This window comes from uncultured Serinicoccus sp. (genome assembly GCF_947500995.1).
GTDB lineage: Bacteria > Actinomycetota > Actinomycetes > Actinomycetales > Dermatophilaceae > Ornithinicoccus.
Map to the genome: position 1 here is coordinate 76,673 of NZ_CANMUA010000002.1, position 15,633 is coordinate 92,305.

The 15,633-nt window shown below is 70.9% G+C and carries 10 protein-coding genes, 1 pseudogene and 1 riboswitch; of the genes and pseudogenes, 6 read left to right on the forward strand and 5 right to left on the reverse strand.

Features of this window, described 5'->3' with window-relative positions; genetic code table 11:
- Positions 1-642 carry a DUF3000 domain-containing protein gene (locus Q0967_RS03475; RefSeq protein ID WP_298746767.1) on the reverse strand — a complete coding sequence of 214 codons (642 nt, stop codon included), beginning with the start codon at positions 640-642 and terminating at the stop codon, positions 1-3.
- Between the two features lie 118 nt (positions 643-760).
- Between Q0967_RS03475 and Q0967_RS03480 the strand changes: the two genes are divergently transcribed.
- The 4 genes from Q0967_RS03480 to Q0967_RS03495 all read left to right on the forward strand — a co-directional run bounded on the left by Q0967_RS03480 (position 761) and on the right by Q0967_RS03495 (position 4,809).
- Complete coding sequence (locus tag Q0967_RS03480; RefSeq protein ID WP_298746765.1) at positions 761-2,290, forward strand: UDP-N-acetylglucosamine 1-carboxyvinyltransferase; 1,530 nt, start codon at positions 761-763, stop codon at positions 2,288-2,290.
- A 1-nt stretch (position 2,291) separates the two neighbouring features.
- Complete coding sequence (locus Q0967_RS03485) at positions 2,292-3,086, forward strand: spermidine synthase (protein ID WP_298746763.1); 795 nt, start codon at positions 2,292-2,294, stop codon at positions 3,084-3,086.
- An 88-nt stretch (positions 3,087-3,174) separates the two neighbouring features.
- Positions 3,175-3,993: an HAD-IIA family hydrolase gene (locus Q0967_RS03490; protein ID WP_298746762.1), complete on the forward strand. Its 819-nt coding sequence runs from the start codon at positions 3,175-3,177 to the stop codon at positions 3,991-3,993.
- Between the two features lie 30 nt (positions 3,994-4,023).
- Positions 4,024-4,809: a glycerophosphodiester phosphodiesterase gene (locus Q0967_RS03495; RefSeq protein WP_298746761.1), complete on the forward strand. Its 786-nt coding sequence runs from the start codon at positions 4,024-4,026 to the stop codon at positions 4,807-4,809.
- A 45-nt stretch (positions 4,810-4,854) separates the two neighbouring features.
- On the opposite strand, the gene Q0967_RS03500 is transcribed toward Q0967_RS03495, so the two are convergent.
- From Q0967_RS03500 to Q0967_RS03515, 4 genes are all read right to left on the reverse strand, one after another.
- Positions 4,855-6,657 carry an assimilatory sulfite reductase (NADPH) flavoprotein subunit gene (locus Q0967_RS03500; protein WP_298746759.1) on the reverse strand — a complete coding sequence of 601 codons (1,803 nt, stop codon included), beginning with the start codon at positions 6,655-6,657 and terminating at the stop codon, positions 4,855-4,857.
- A complete protein-coding gene (locus Q0967_RS03505; protein WP_298746757.1) occupies positions 6,654-7,397 on the reverse strand; it encodes a phosphoadenylyl-sulfate reductase in 744 nt (247 codons plus the stop codon). Before Q0967_RS03505 ends, Q0967_RS03500 begins: the two co-directional genes overlap by 4 nt.
- Positions 7,398-7,417: 20 nt before the next feature.
- Entirely contained in the window at positions 7,418-9,133 is a 1,716-nt protein-coding gene (cysI, locus tag Q0967_RS03510; RefSeq protein ID WP_298746756.1) for an assimilatory sulfite reductase (NADPH) hemoprotein subunit, read from the reverse strand.
- 216 nt (positions 9,134-9,349) lie between these two features.
- The gene (locus tag Q0967_RS03515) at positions 9,350-11,419 is read right to left on the reverse strand and encodes an NAD(+) synthase (protein WP_298746754.1); all 2,070 of its coding nucleotides are present in this window, start codon (positions 11,417-11,419) and stop codon (positions 9,350-9,352) included.
- 152 nt (positions 11,420-11,571) lie between these two features.
- Positions 11,572-11,724: riboswitch (cobalamin riboswitch) on the forward strand.
- Between the two features lie 167 nt (positions 11,725-11,891).
- Between Q0967_RS03515 and Q0967_RS03520 the strand changes: the two are divergent.
- Together Q0967_RS03520 and Q0967_RS03525 are read left to right on the forward strand one after the other, a co-directional pair.
- A pseudogene (locus Q0967_RS03520) lies at positions 11,892-14,493 on the forward strand (ribonucleoside-diphosphate reductase subunit alpha).
- Positions 14,494-14,530: 37 nt separating this feature from the next.
- Positions 14,531-15,556 carry a ribonucleotide-diphosphate reductase subunit beta gene (locus Q0967_RS03525; protein WP_298746749.1) on the forward strand — a complete coding sequence of 342 codons (1,026 nt, stop codon included), beginning with the start codon at positions 14,531-14,533 and terminating at the stop codon, positions 15,554-15,556.
- Positions 15,557-15,633 lie beyond the last annotated feature (77 nt).

A 15,633-nucleotide genomic window follows, 5' to 3' on the forward strand; every position in this document is an offset into this window, starting at 1 on the left:
TCAGCGGCGGACCCCGGACAGCGCGACCACGCCCTCGGGGAGCGGCGGGAGGCCGGCGAGCGTGCACAGCAGGTCTCCCCACGCGCCAAGGTGGGCGGCCATCTCCCGGGCCTCGTCGCCGTCGGTCAGCACCGGGGTCCACGACGCGCGGATCTCCAGCTCGACCGAGGGCTCACGGTCCGCGAGGGCGCCGAAGCTCTCGGAGGTCACGCAGGTCACCGTCCCCGCCGCGGCCGTCCAGCCGAGGCCGGCCTCCTCCAGGGCGTCGGTGAGCCAGGACCAGCCGGCCTGGCCGGCCAGCGGGTCGTGCCCGACCTCCGGCTCCATCTGCGCCTTGGCGTAGGTGACGGCCCGCCAGGTCCCCTCCCACGGCTCGGGGCCCTCCGGGTCGTGCAGGACCACGAAGCGGCCGGTGGCGATCGGGTCCTCGTCCTCCAGCCGGGACGGCACGACCTCACCGGAGAGCGCGACGGCGTGCGGGGCCAGCCGGCTGGGGGCAGGCACCTCCTCGATGACCATCTCCGGTCGCAGGGCGGCGCTCCTGATACCGTCGAGGGCACGTTGGAAGACGCCGAGATCGGGCGCCACAGGGTCCGCCGCGGCTCGGCGCCGCGGCCGCTGGTCGGAGATCCGGCTCACCACGTCCCCAGCGTAGGCCCCGGGTGCCGCCCTCGCCCGGAGCGCAACGCCGGACGATCCCGGCGCACCGCCACCGCGTCCACCCAGCCATATCTCATATATGTGATCTAAGGTTGATTCCATGACCGAGAGCTACCTCTCCCGCATCGGCGGGCTCATCCGCGACGCCCGTCGACACAAGGACCTCACCCAGGCCGAGCTGGCCGAGCTGCTGAGCACCAGCCAGAGCGCCGTCGCCCGCATCGAGCAGGGCAAGCAGAACCTGTCCCTGGAGATGATCGCCCGGATCGGCGAGAAGCTGGACTCCGAGATCGTCCAGGTCTCCTCGGGCATCCCGCAGAACCTCCGGATCGAGGGGGGCGTCAAGCTGTCCGGGGACATCGACGTCCGCACCTCCAAGAACGCCGCCGTCGCGCTGCTGTGCGCCTCGCTGCTCAACAAGGGGCGCACGACGCTGCGCAACCTGGCCCGGATCGAAGAGGTCAACCGGATCACCGAGGTGCTGAGCAGCATCGGCTTCAAGATCCGCTGGCTCCCGGACTCCTCCGACCTCGAGATCGTCCCGCCGGAGCGCATCGACCTCGACGCGATCGACGAGGCGGCCGCCCGCCGCACCCGCACCATCATCATGTTCCTCGGTCCGCTCATGCACGAGTTCGACACCTTCGAGCTGCCGTATGCCGGGGGCTGCGACCTCGGGACCCGCACCGTCGAGCCGCACATGATCGCGCTGCGCCACTTCGGTCTCGACGTCACCGCCACCACCGGCAGCTACCACGCCACGGTCGACCGGGCCGCCTCCCCGGGGCGCCCGATCGTGCTCACCGAGCGCGGCGACACGGTCACCGAGAACGTCCTGCTGGCCGCCGCACGGCATACCGGCACGACGGTCATCCGCAACGCCAGCTCCAACTACATGGTCCAGGACCTGTGCGTCTTCCTGCAGCAGCTCGGCGTGCAGATCGAGGGGCTGGGCACGACCACGCTGACCGTGACCGGGGTCGGCGAGATCGACACGGACATCGAGTACGCCCCCTCCGAGGACCCCATCGAGGCCATGAGCCTGCTGGCGGCGGCGGTCGTCACCGGCAGCGCCATCACCATCCGGCGGGTGCCGATCGAGTTCATGGAGATCGAGCTGGCCGTCCTGGGCACGATGGGCTTCGAGTGCGACCTGTCGGAGGAGTACGCCAGCGCGAACGGGCACACCCGTCTGGTCGACCTCACCACCATCCCGGGGCCGCTGCGGGCGCCGCTGGACAAGATCCACCCGCTGCCCTTCCCCGGGCTCAACATCGACAACCTCCCGTTCTTCGCGATCATCGCGGCCTGCGCGCAGGGCTCGACGCTCATCCACGACTGGGTCTACGAGAACCGCGCCATCTACCTCACCGAGCTCACCACGCTCGGGGCCAAGGTCCACCTCATGGACCCGCACCGGGTGATGATCGAGGGTCCGACCCGGTGGCGCGCCGGCGAGATCATGTGCCCGCCGGCCCTGCGCCCGGGCGTGGTGATCCTGCTGGCCATGCTGGCCGCGCCCGGCACCTCGGTGCTGCGCAACGTCTACGTCATCAACCGCGGCTACGAGGACCTCGCCACCCGGCTCAACGCCCTCGGCGCGCGCATCCAGACCTTCCGCGACATCTGAGGTGGAGCTCGTCCGGGACGAGCGCGGCGGGGTGACCGTCCTGCGGGACGGCCACCCGCAGTCCTACGTCGACACCGACGACCCGCTGCTGCTCGTCTTCGAGTACGTCCAGCACCTCGCCCTGGTGCTCGAGTCGCTGCGCCCGGACCCCGCTCCGCTGGCGGTCACGCACGTCGGCGGGGCCGGTCTGACGCTCGCCCGCTGGGTGCACGTCACCCACCCGGGGTCGCCCCAGATCGTCCTGGAGCCGGACACCGCGCTCACCGAGCTGGTGCGCCGCGAGCTGCCGCTGCCCCGTGGCCACCGGATCCGTGTGCGGCCGCAGACCGGCCAGGAGGGCGTCACGGGCCTGCGGGACGGCTCGGCCGACGTCGTCGTGGTCGACGCCTACGACGAGGGCCGGGTCCCTGGTGCGCTGGCCGGTCAGGCCTTCGCCCGGGAGCTGGCCCGGGTGCTCGCCCCCGACGGGCTGCTGCTCGTCAACGCCGCCGACCTGCCGGGCCTGCGCTGGGTGGCTCGCCTCGGCGCCACCCTGCGGACGTCGCTGCCGCACGTCGGGCAGCTCGTGCTGCGCGAGGTGGCCTCCGGCAAGCGCTACGGCAACGTCGTGCTGGTGGCCTCCCGCCGACCGCTGGACGACGTGACCCTCACGCGCGCCGCCGCCCGGGCGCCCTTCCCGACCCGCTGGCGGCCCAGCAGCGAGGTCGCGGCGGCCGAGCGCGGCGTCCGGCCGTTCGGCGAGGTCGGCGACGCCTCTCCCCCGCCGCCGGACTCCGGGCCGCTGCGGCTGCGCTGAGCCCCGCCCTCCCGGGCAGCCCACCCGGAGCGCGGTCCCTGCCGCCCGGGGAAACCTGGCCGTCATCTGGCGGCCCTACGCTGGGACCATGCGGAACCGTGAGGACATCGACGCCTGGCTGACCGACATGGACGGCGTCCTGGTCCACGAGAACCACGCGCTGCCGGGGGCCCGGGCGCTCATCGACCACTGGGAGGTGACCCACACCCCCTACCTCGTCCTCACCAACAACTCCATCTACACCGCGCGCGACCTCTCCGCACGCCTGCGCCACGCCGGGCTGCCGGTCCCCGAGGAGCGCATCTGGACCAGCGCCCTGGCGACCGCCGACTTCGTCGCCACGCAGAAGCCCGGGGGGTCGGCCTACGTCGTCGGCCAGGCCGGCATCATCACCGCCCTGCACGAGGTCGGCTTCACCATGACCGAGAAGGACCCCGACTTCGTCGTCATCGGCGAGACCCGGCAGTACTCCTTCGAGGCCATCACGACGGCGGTGCGCCTCGTCGCCGACGGCGCCCGCTTCATCGTCACCAACCCGGACGCGACCGGGCCCAGCGCCGACGGCATCCTGCCGGCGACCGGGGCGATCAGCGCGCTGGTGACCAAGGCGACGGGACGCGAGCCGTATGTCGTGGGCAAGCCCAACCCGATGATGTTCCGGTCCGCGCTGCGCACCATCGGCGCGCACAGCGAGAGCACCGGCATGATCGGTGACCGCATGGACACCGACATCATCGCCGGGATGGAGGCGGGCCTGCACACGGTCCTGGTCATGACCGGGATCAGCACCGCCGACACCCTCGCGTCCTACCCGTTCCGGCCGGACGAGGTCCTGGGCGGCGTCGGCGAGCTGGTGCCGAGCGAGCCGGTCACCTCCGAGATCGAGGCGCCGCGCAGCGACGTGTGACCGAGCGCGCCCAGCCGATACCCTCGGAGGGTGCGCACGGCATACCTGGACCACCCCGGCCCCATCGCGATGGCCCATCGCGGGTTCGACGCCGGCGCCACCGGCCTGGAGAACTCGATGGTGGCCTTCCAGGCGGCCGTGGACCTGGGCTACCGCTACGTCGAGACGGACGTGCACGCCACCCGTGACGGGGTCGTCGTGGCCTTCCACGACGAGACGCTCGACCGCGTCACCGACCGGCGCGGCGCCATCCCCGAGCTGTCCTGGCGCGAGGTGTCGCGCGCCCGTATCGCCGGCAGCGAGCCGGTTCCCCGGCTGGAGGACCTGCTCGGGTCCTTCCCCGACGTGCGGGTCAACATCGACATCAAGACCCCCGGCGCGATCGTGCCGCTCGTGCAGGTCATCGAGCGCACGCAGGCGCACGGGCGGGTGTGCGTGACGAGCTTCTCCGACCAGCGCCGCGACGCCGCCGTCATGCGCCTGACGCGACCGGTCGCCACCTCCGCCGGGCAGCGCAGCACGGCGTCCTTCCGGGCCGCCGCCGCGCTGCCGCCGCTCATCCGGGCCACCGTGGCGGCCCGCGCCCTGCGCGCCGTCGACGCCCTGCAGGTGCCGCCGCACCACCACGGCCTGGAGGTCGTCACCCCGACCACGCTGGACGCGGCCCACGAGATCGGCAAGCTCGTGCACGTGTGGACCATCAACGACGCGGCCGAGATGGACCGGCTGCTCGACCTCGGCGTGGACGGCATCATGACCGACCGCGCCGACGTGCTCAAGGACGTGCTGACCCGCCGTGGTCAGTGGGGCTGCTGACCTGCCCGACCCCAGGTGGTCCGTCGGTCGCCTGACCTGCCCGACCTAGTAGACGTCGCGCTGGTAGCGCCGGGTGTCCCGCAGCCCGCCCAGGTAGTCCTCGGCGGACTCGGCGCCCACGCCCCGGTGCTCGGTGACGATGTCGACGAGGGCGGCGTGCACGTCCTTGGCCATCCGGTCGGCGTCCCCGCAGACGTAGAGGTGCGCCCCACGCTCCAGCCAGTCGTAGACCTCGGCCCCGTGCTGCCGCAGCCGGTCCTGCACGTAGACCTTCTCGGCCTGGTCGCGGCTGAAGGCGACGTCCATCCGGGTGAGCAGCCCGGACCTCAGGTAGCCCTGCATCTCGACCTGGTAGAGGAAGTCCTGGGTGAAGTGCGGGTTGCCGAAGAACAACCAGTTCTCACCCTCGGCCCCGGCGGCGTCCCGCTCCTGCAGGAACGCGCGGAACGGGGCGATCCCGGTGCCCGGGCCGACCATGATCGTCGGCACGGCCGGGTCCTGCGGCAGCCGGAAGTGCTCGCCCGACTCGACGTAGACCTTGACCCGGTCGCCCTCCTCGGAGCGCCGCACGTGGCCCGAGCACCCGCCCAGGTGCGCCCGGCCGAAGCCGTCCCACTCGAGCACGCCGACGGTGAGGTGCACCTCGTCCTCGACCTCGCGCTGGCTGGAGGCGATGGAGTACAGCCGCGGCTGCATCTTGCGCAGGGCGTCCACGAGCTGCTGCGCGCCGACCGGTGCCGGGTGCTCGTGCAGGATGTCGTAGATCTGCCGCTCCTCCAGGAAGGAGCGCAGCGCCGCCTTGTCCTGCGCCATCTCGGCCAGCGTCGCCAGACCCGCCGCCTCGGCATACCTCTGCACGAAGCCGGGGTAGGACTGGGTGAGCTCGAGGTCGTCGAGCAGGGCGTCGCGCAGCGTCCTGGTGGTCTCGCCGAGGGTGACCTCCTGCGCCCCGTCCAGGTCCAGGACCTGAAGGACCGCGTCGACGGCCTCGGGGTCGTTGCGGAAGAACACCCCGAGGGAGTCGCCCGGCTGGTAGGTCAGCCCGGACCCCTCCAGGGAGATCTCGACGTGGCGCACGTCCTTGGTGCTCGTCCGTCCGGTGATCTTCTGGACCTCCCCGATCTCGGCGAGGAAGGGGCTGCGCCGCGAGTATGCCGTCGGTGCCGCCGCCGCGAGACCCGGCATCTGGACCACGGTCCCGCCGGCGGGGGTGACGGCGGTGAGCTCGGGCTCGAAGACGTCGAGCGTCGACTCGACCCACCCGGCCACCTGGTCCTCGTAGTCGACGTCGAGCAGCAGCCGCTCGGCGACCACGGTCGCCCCGAGCGCGCGCAGCCGGTCCTCGAAGTCCACAGCCGCCTGGCAGTAGAACTCGTAGCTCGAGTCGCCCAGCCCGAGCACGGTGACCTGGGCGCCGGAGAGGTCGGGGGCCTTGCGGGAGGTGAGGAAGGTGTGCAGCTTCTCCGCGCTCTCCGGGGGGTCGCCCTCGCCGTGGGTCGAGACGACGACGGTGAGGAACTTCTCCGACTTCAGCTGGGTGGGCTTGTAGTCGGCCATGTCGGTCAGCGACACGGTGAGCCCGCGGGCCCGGGCGGCCTGCGCCAGGTCGCCCGCCACGTGCCGGGCGTTGCCGGTCTGGGAGCCATAGAGGATGGTGAGGGTGGCCGCCTCGGCGGAGGCCGCGGCGGCGGGACCGGTCGGGTCGGCGCCCTCGGCGCTCCCGGCGAGGTAGCCGCTGACCCACATCCGCTGCAGCGGGGTGAGCGTCGAGGCCAGCTCGGCGAACCGCTGGTGCTGGTCCGGCGTCAAGGGGCTCGCTCCCTGGAGCAGCTGGGGCGTCGTCGTCATGCGCCCTCCTGCTCCACGTGCAGCCCGCACTCGCGGACCAGGCCGAAGAACCGCGAGCCCTCCGCGTCCAGCTCGTCCGCGGCCCGGCGCGTGGTGTGGGTGTCGCCGATGCTGAGGTAGCCCTCGTGGAAGAGCGGGTGGTAGGGCAGGTCGTGCTCGGTGAGGTAGCGGTGCACGTCGCGGTCGGTCCAGTCGACGACCGGGTGGATTTTGACCCGGCCGTTCTGCTGCTCCACCGGCTGACGCCCGGCACGACCGGTGGACTGCTCGCGGCGCAGCCCGCTGAACCAGGTGCCGATCCCGAGCTCGGTCATGGCCCGCTGCATCGGCTCGACCTTGTTGATCCGGTTGTACTCGGTGATGCCCTCGACGCCCTGCTCCCAGAGCCGTCCGAAGCGCGCCTCCTGCCAGGCCGGGGACATCGGCGAGCGGTAGACGTGCAGGTTGAGGCCGAGGCGGTCGGTCAGCTCGTCGACGAAGCGGTAGGTCTCCGGGAAGAGGTATCCGGTGTCGAAGAGCAGCACCGGCACGTCGGGCACGGCCCGGGTCACCAGGTGCAGCATGACGGCGGACTGGACCCCGAAGCTGGAGGTCACGGCATACCCGCCGGGGAGATGCTGCAGGGCCCAGTCGATCCGCTGCCGGGCGCTGCACCCCTCCAGGCCGGCCGCCGCCGACCCCAGGTCGTGCGGCGAGAACGGCAGGGTGCCGCAGCCGTCGTGGGTGGCGAGAGCGCTCATGGATGTGTCCTCTCGGCTGGTCAGGCGTGGAAGTCGGTGCGGGAGACGGTGACCCTGGCCACGACCCCGGTGCGGATGAGGAAGTCGCCGAACCCCTCGCCCTCCTCGCGCCCGGAGACCCAGGCGCCGATGAGGTGGTCCAGCTCCTCGAGGATGACCTCGGGGCTGATGTTCTCCCGGTAGAGCTTCGGCACGCGGGTGCCGATGCGGTCCCCGCCGAGGTGCAGGTTGTACTTGCCCGGGCCCTTGCCCACCAGGCCCACCTCGGCGAGCATGGCGCGCGAGCACCCGTTGGGGCAGCCGGACACCCGGAGCACGATGTGGTCGTCCGGGATGCCGTGCGTGACGAGGAGCTGCTCGACCTGGGCGACGAAGCCGGGCAGGAAGCGCTCGGACTCGGCCATGGCCAGGGGGCAGGTCGGGAAGGAGACGCAGGCCATCGAGTTGCGCAGCTGGGGGGTGACGGTGTCGTCGACGAGGCCGTGCTGGCGGGCGATCCGCTCGATCGTCCGCTTCTGCGCGGTGGGCACCCCGGCGATGACGAGGTTCTGGTTGGCGGTGAGCCGGAAGTGGCCACGGTGGACCTCGGCGATCTTGCGCAGACCGGTCTTGATCGGCCTGCCCTCCTCGTCGCGGACGCGTCCGTTGAGGATGAAGACGGTGAGGTGCCAGGTGCCGTCGGTGCCCTTGACCCAGCCGAAGCGGTCGCCCCGGGAGGTGAAGGTGTAGGGCCGGGAGGGCTCGAAGGTGACCCCGGCCCGGCGCTCGACCTCGGCCTTGAAGACGTCGGTGCCGACCCGGTCCAGGGTGTACTTCGTCTTGGCGTTCTTGCGGTCGGTCCGGTTGCCCCAGTCGCGCTGCACCGTGACGACGTGCTCGGCCACCGCGAGGGTGTGCTCGAGGGGGATGAAGCCGAGGTCGTCGGCCGTCCGCGGGTAGGTGGCGGTGTCGCCGTGGGTCATGGCCAGGCCTCCCCCGACCAGCACGTTCCAGCCCACCAGGGCGCCGTCCTCGACGATGCCGACGAAGTTGAGGTCGTTGGCGTGCAGGTCGACCTCGTTGTCCGGTGGCAGCGACACGGTGGTCTTGAACTTGCGCGGCAGGTAGGTCTCGCCCAGCACCGGCTCCTGCGTGCTCAGGGCCTTCTCGCCGTCGAGGAAGATCTCGTAGTAGGCCGTGGTCCGCGGCAGCAGGTGCTCGGAGATGCGCCGCGACCAGTCGTGCACCTCGGCGTGCAGCGCGGACTCCAGCGGGTTGCTGGAGCACAGGACGTTGCGGTTGACGTCACCGGCCGTGGCGATGGAGTCCAGGCCCACGGCGTTGATGGCCCGGTGGGTGTCCTTGATGTCCGGCTTGAAGACGCCGTGGAACTGGAAGGTCTGGCGGGTCGTCAGCCGCACCGAGCCGTAGAGGGTGTGCTGCTCCGCCCAGTCCTCCACGGCCAGCCACTGCTCGGGCGTCATGACACCACCGGGGACGCGGGCCCGGAGCATGACGTTGATGAGGGGCTCGAGCTTCTGCGTGGCGCGCTCGGCGCGGATGTCGCGGTCGTCCTGCTGGTACATCCCGTGGAAGCGGATGAGCTGGAAGTTGTCGGGGCTGAAGCCGCCGGTGATCTGGTCCTGCAGGTCCTCGGCGATCGTCCCGCGCAGGTAGTTGCTCTCCCGCTTGAGGCGCTCGTTGTCGGACAGCGGACCCTCGACGATCAGCGGGGCGTCCTGCTGGCTCTTCGGCATCTGGTGGGGCTTCCCGTCCGGTCACAAGGTTGAGCAGGCACCCACGGCGGTGTGCCTGCTCAACGGTAAGCAAGAATTATGCCTAACCTTATTCCACGGCATGGATGATGCGTCAAACCGGTGGCCACCACCGGCGCGCCTGCAGAGACCCCGTCCGCCGGCCGCACGGTATGCGGTCACAGCCGGTGCGGCTGCGGGGATCCTGTGCGCGCGGGGTCAGTCGTGCGGGACGTGCGCCTCCAGCTCGGCCAGCCAGACCCGGGCGTTGGCGTCGGAGGGGGCGCGCCAGTCCCCGCGCGGCGACAGGGCGCCGGCCGAGGACACCTTGGGCCCGTTGGGCAGCGCGGAGCGCTTGAACTGGCTGAACGCGAAGAACCGCTCGACGAAGAGCACCAGCCAGCGACGGATCTGCGCGAGGTCGTAGGCGTGGCGCCCCTCCTCGGGGAACCCGGGCGGCCAGGGGCCGGACTCGGCGTCCCGCCACGCGTGCCAGGCGAGGAAGGCGACCCGGCTGGGCGGCATACCGAAACGCAGGACGTGGTGCAGGGTGAAGTCCTGCAGCTCGTACGGCCCGATCTTCTCCTGCGTCGACTGGACTTGCCCGTCCTCCCCGGCCGGCACCAGCTCGGGGGTGATCTCGGTGTCCAGGATCGAGGTGAGGACCTCGCCGGTGCGGGGGTCGAAGAGCCCCTCGCCGACGACCCAGCGGATGACGTGCTGGATCATCGTCTTGGCCAGGCCGGAGTTGACGGTGTAGTGCGACATCTGGTCGCCCACGCCGTAGGTGCACCACCCCAGCGCCAGCTCCGAGAGGTCCCCGGTCCCCAGGACGATGCCGCCGCGCTGGTTGGCGGCGCGGAAGAGGACGTCCGTGCGCAGCCCGGCCTGGACGTTCTCGAAGGTCACGTCGTAGACCGGCTCGCCCTCGGAGAAGGGGTGCCCCAGGTCCTCGAGCATCTGCCGGGCCAGGGGCCGGATGTCGAGCTCCTCGAAGGTCACCCCGAGCGACGTCGCGAGCTCGGTGGCGTTGCCCTTGGTGTGGTCGCTGGTCGCGAAGCCGGGCAGGGTGAAGGCGAGGATGTCGCTGCGCGGTCGGCCGGCGCGGTCCATGGCGCGGGCCGCGACGATGAGGGCGTGCGTGGAGTCGAGCCCGCCGGACACCCCGATGACGACCTTGGGGTCGCCGATGGCGGACAGCCGCTGGGCCAGCGCGGTGACCTGGATGCTGAAGGTCTCGTAGCAGTCCTGCGCGAGGTCGGCGGGGTCGTCCGGGACGAAGGGGAAGCGGTCCACCGTGCGGCGCAGGCCGATGTCGGTGCGCGGCGGGTCGAGCACGAGGTCGACCGTCCGGAAGCGAGTGACCCGGTCGGCGAGGGCGAGGGCGTTGTCGTCGAAGCTGCCCTGCCGGGCCCGGTCGGCGCGGATCCGCCGCAGGTCGACGTCGGCGACGCTGCGGTGCGGCCCCTGGGCGAAGCGCTCCGACTCCACGAGCAGCCGCCCGAGCTCGTGGACCATCGTCTGCCCGTCCCAGGACAGGTCGGTGGAGGACTCCCCCTCCCCCGCCGCCGCGTAGGCGTAGGCGCACAGCATGCGCGAGCTCGCGTCGGCGCAGAGCGCGTGCCGCTCCGCGGACCGGCCGACGGTGATGGGGCTGCCCGACAGGTTGGCGACGACCGTCGCGCCGGCCAGGGTCGCCTCCGCGGAGGGAGGCACCGGCACCCACACGTCCTCGCACACCTCGACGTGCAGCACCAGGCCCGGCACGTCGGTGGCCCGGAAGAGCAGGTCCGGCCCGAACGGCACCTCGACGGCGTCCCCGGTGGCCACCCCCGGGCGTGGGAGCCGCAGGGTCTGACCGTCCGTGCCGACTCCGGCGGCGAAGTGCCGCTTCTCGTAGAACTCGCGGTAGTTGGGCAGGTAGGACTTGGGCGCCACCCCCAGGACCTCGCCGCGGTGCAGGACGACCGCGCAGTTGTATAGCCGGTTGCGGTGCCGCAGCGGGGCCCCTACCACGACCACCGGCAGCAGCTCGCGGGTCGCCTCGGCCACCGCCCAGATCGCCTCGACCGTCGCGTCGAGCACGGCGTCCTGGAGGAGCAGGTCGTCGATGGCATACCCGGTCAGCCCCAGCTCGGGGAAGATCGCGACCGCCACGCCCTCGGCGTCGCACTCGCGCACCACCTCGGCGGTGCGTTCGGCGTTGGTCGCCGGGTCGGCGATCGCGACCGGCAGGGTGCAGGCTGCGATGCGGGCGAAACCCTGGTCGTAGGCGCTGTAGAACTCCACGGGGCCAGTCTCTCAGGCGGGAGCGGATACGCGCGGCGCGTCCCCGAAACACAAGATGTAGGGGTTACATCCGTGTGGTTCTCATGTATATAGTGGCGCACGCAGCTGGTTCGGCTGCGGTCCGCGGGGCTCCCGTGGGTCGTGGCCGTCGCAAGAGGGAACCCGGTGAGAACCCGGGACTGCCCCGCAGCGGTGAACGGGAACGACCGTCGCATGATGGCACTGCGCCCCCGGGCGTGGGAAGCCGCGACCAGTAGGTCCGTCCGGAGGGATCCTCCGGACCTCGCCCGTGAGTCCGAAGACCTGCCAGTGCACGGACGGCCCGACGCCGTCCGTGGCTCGTGACCGCGAGGGACGGTCTGGGGCTGGCAGTGGCGACCCGCGACGACGGTGGGGCACCGCGGCATACCCCTCTCCCCTCGTCCGTCCCGGGCGCGTCCGCAGCAGGACCGAGTTCACGAGGGGTGAACCGATGGCCACCATCACTGTCATCAAGCGCGACGGCACGCGAGTGCCCTACGACGGGCACGAGATCGCCCGCTCCATCGAGGCGGCGGCCGCCGGTCTGGACGACGCGGTCGTGCGCGCCACCCAGCTGCAGTCCGAGCTGGAGATCACCCTCTTCGACGGCATCACCAGCGAGGAGCTGGACGAGGCCGTGATCCAGGTGGCCCTGCAGAACGTCAAGGACGACCCCGCCTTCGACACCATCGCCTCCCGCCTCCTCGTCAAGACGATGTACAAGGCCGTCTTCGGCGACACCCGCGACCTGCTCGGGGAGGACGACCCCGAGGTCGTCGCCGCCAAGCACCGGCAGTACTTCCCCGGCGTGGTCGCCAAGGGCGTCCGCCTGGGTCTGCTCGACCCGCGGCTGACCGAGCTCTTCGACCTGGACGTGCTGGCCGACGCCCTCGACCCCTCGCGCGACGACCTGCTGCGCTACATCGGCGCCCAGACGCTGCGCACCCGCTACGCGCTCAACGACGCCGACCGGGCCAGGACCGTGATGGAGACGCCGCAGTTCTTCTGGATGCGCGTGTCGATGGGCCTGGCGCTCAACGAGGCCGACCCCACCACTGCCGCGCTGCAGTTCTACGACGCGATGTCCCGCCTGGAGTACCTCGCGGCCGGATCCACCCTCGTCAACGCCGGCACCGCCTACAGCCAGCTGTCCAACTGCTTCGTCATGCAGATGGAGGACGACATCGAGCACATCGCCAAGAGCGTGCGCGACGTCATGTGGCTCACCAAGGGCACCGGCGGCATCGGCCTGTCCGTCTCCAAGCTGCGCTGCGAGGGCAGCCCGATCCGGTCCAACAACACCACCTCGACCGGACCGATCCCCTTCATGCACACCATCGACTCCACGCTGCGCGCCGTGAGCCGGGGCGGCAAGAAGTTCGGGGCCCTGTGCTTCTACATGGAGAACTGGCACCTCGACTTCCCGGCCTTCCTGGACCTGCGGCAGAACTCCGGTGACCCCTACCGCCGCACCCGCACCGCCAACACCGCCGTGTGGCTGAGCGACGAGTTCATGAAGCGGGTCGCCGCGGACGACGAGTGGTTCCTCTTCGACCCGCTGGAGACCCCCGACCTCACCGAGGCCACCGGGGCCGACTTCTCCGCGCGGTACGCCGGCTACGTCGCCCGGGCCAAGGCCGGTCAGCTGCGGCACAAGAAGGTGCGCGCCCGGGAGCAGTGGAAGGCCATCCTCGTCTCGCTGCAGACCACCAGCCACCCCTGGCTGACCTGGAAGGACTCCATCAACACCCGGGCCCTCAACAACAACACCGGGACCATCCACTCCTCCAACCTGTGCACCGAGATCACGCTCCCGCAGGACCGCGACAACGTCTCCGTCTGCAACCTGGCCTCGATCAACCTCTCGCGCCACGTCCACGGGCGGCACAGCACGGGTGAGGTGACCGTCGACTGGGACCGCCTGGCCCACTCGGCGCGGCTCGCGGTCCGCCAGCTGGACAACCTCATCGACATCACCATCAGCTCGGTGCCCGAGTCCGAGCGGTCCAACGAGCTCAACCGCGCCCTCGGGCTCGGCGTCATGGGCTTCACCGACGTCGTCGAGCGTCTCGGCCTGTCCTACGAGTCGGCCGAGGCCTACGACCTCATCGACCGTCTGGTGGAGTTCGTCTCCTGGCACGCCATCGACGCCAGCGCCGACCTGGCCCGAGAGCGTGGGGCCTACCCCACCTTCGAGGGGTCCCGGTGGAGCCAGGGGATGGTGCCCGTCGACACCATCGAGCTCATGGAGGCCGACCGCGGCCTGACCGTCGAGGTGGACCGCGGCAGCGTCATGGACTGGGACGTCCTGCGCGAGAAGGTCAAGGGCGGCATCCGCAACTCGACCCTCATGGCCATCGCACCGACGGCCTCGATCGGCCTGGTCGCCGGGACCACCCCGGGTCTGGACCCGCAGTTCAGCCAGATCTTCAGCCGCGCCACCAGCGCCGGGAAGTTCCTGGAGGTCAACCGCAACCTCGTCGAGGACCTGCGTCAGCACGGCCTGTGGGAGCAGGTGCGCGAGGACCTGCTCCGGCACCAGGGCGACCTGTCCAAGGTCGGGGGGGGTGCCCGCCGAGCTGCAGGAGATCTACCGCACCAGCTTCCAGCTCTCGCCGTACGCCTTCCTGCACGTGGCCGCTCGCGCCCAGAAGTGGATCGACCAGGCGATCAGCCGCAACATCTACCTCGCCAGCCGTGACGTCGGCTCGATGGCCGAGCTCTACTCCGCGGCGTGGCGGATGGGCGTCAAGACCACCTACTACCTGCACATGATGCCCCGGCACACCGCGGAGCAGTCGACGGTCAAGGTCAACAAGGCGGCCGAGCCGACCTCGAGCCGCGGGGGTGGACCCCGACGAGGCTTCGGCGGCGCGTCCAGCGCCAGCACGCCGCCCCGCCGCGGCTTCGGTGCCGCCCCCGCTGCCCCCGCCGGCCCGACGGTGGTCCAGGCACCGCCCCAGGTCGAGCAGCTGCCCGTCGTCGACGAGGTCGACGGCCAGCAGTGCCCGATCGACCCCATGGAGCGCCTGCAGTGCGACTCCTGCCAGTGACCACCTCGCCCCTCGCCCGACCCCAGGAGACCTCTTCATGACCGACACCACCGAGCTGACCAACGACACCGGGACCGGCAGCGGCATCCTCGGCACCGGGATCCGCGAGGGTCTGCTGCTCAAGCCCGTCACCTACCCGTGGGCCATGGAGCTCTACGACCAGGCCGTCGCCAACACGTGGTTCCCCAACGAGATCCAGCTCGGCGAGGACCTCGGCGACTTCGAGCGGATGAGCGAGGACGAGCGGTACGCCCTCACCTTCCTCATGTCCTACTTCAACCCCAACGAGCTGCTCGTCAACAAGGCCCTGGCCTTCGGCGTCTACCCCTACGTCAACGCCGCCGAGTGCCACCTCTACCTCGCCAAGCAGATGTGGGAGGAGGCCAACCACTGCATGAGCTTCGAGTACGTCCTGGAGACCTTCCCGATCGACCGGGAGGCCGCCTACAGCTCTCACGTGCAGGTCCCCTCGATGGCGGCCAAGGAGGAGTTCGAGGTCCGCTTCATCCGGCGGATGACCGAGCAGACGCTGGACATCTCCACGACCGAGGGCAAGCAGGACTTCGTCCGCAACCTCGTCGCCTACAACGTCATCCTCGAGGGCATCTGGTTCTACTCCGGGTTCATGGTGGCGCTGAGCTTCCGGCAGCGGAACCTGCTGCGCAACTTCGGCTCGCTCATCGACTGGATCGTCCGGGACGAGAGCCTGCACCTGAAGTTCGGGATCAACCTCATCCTCACCGTCCTGGAGGAGAACCCGGACGTCGCGACGCCGGAGTTCGCCGACGAGATCCGCGGGATGGTCCTGCAGGCGGTGGAGATGGAGGAGGCGTACAACCGGGACATGCTGCCGAACGGCATCCTGGGGCTCAACGCCGACTACATCAACACCTACGTCAAGTACCTCGCCGACCGGCGGCTGGAGGAGCTTGGCTTCGAGCCGGCCTACGGCGTGGCGAACCCCGCGAAGTGGATGGCCACCGCCAACGACACGTTGCAGCTGGTGAACTTCTTCGAGTCCATCAACACCTCCTACGAGGTGAACACCCGCGCCGACTCCTGAGGGCTGGGCGCGGCCTGTGCACGGGGCCGCGGCCTGTGCACGGGGCCGCGGCCTGTGCGCGAGAAGGCAGCCTGTGC

Excerpts from the sequence above, each read along its gene's own strand:
- Q0967_RS03480 (WP_298746765.1), top strand. The coding sequence starts at position 761 with ATGACCGAGAGCTACCTCTCCCGCATCGGCGGGCTCATCCGCGACGCC.
- Q0967_RS03490 (WP_298746762.1), top strand. The coding sequence starts at position 3,175 with ATGCGGAACCGTGAGGACATCGACGCCTGGCTGACCGACATGGACGGC.
- Q0967_RS03500 (WP_298746759.1), bottom strand. The coding sequence starts at position 6,657 with ATGACGACGACGCCCCAGCTGCTCCAGGGAGCGAGCCCCTTGACGCCG.
- Q0967_RS03505 (WP_298746757.1), bottom strand. The coding sequence starts at position 7,397 with ATGAGCGCTCTCGCCACCCACGACGGCTGCGGCACCCTGCCGTTCTCG.
- cysI (WP_298746756.1), bottom strand. The coding sequence starts at position 9,133 with ATGCCGAAGAGCCAGCAGGACGCCCCGCTGATCGTCGAGGGTCCGCTG.
- Q0967_RS03525 (WP_298746749.1), top strand. The coding sequence starts at position 14,531 with ATGACCGACACCACCGAGCTGACCAACGACACCGGGACCGGCAGCGGC.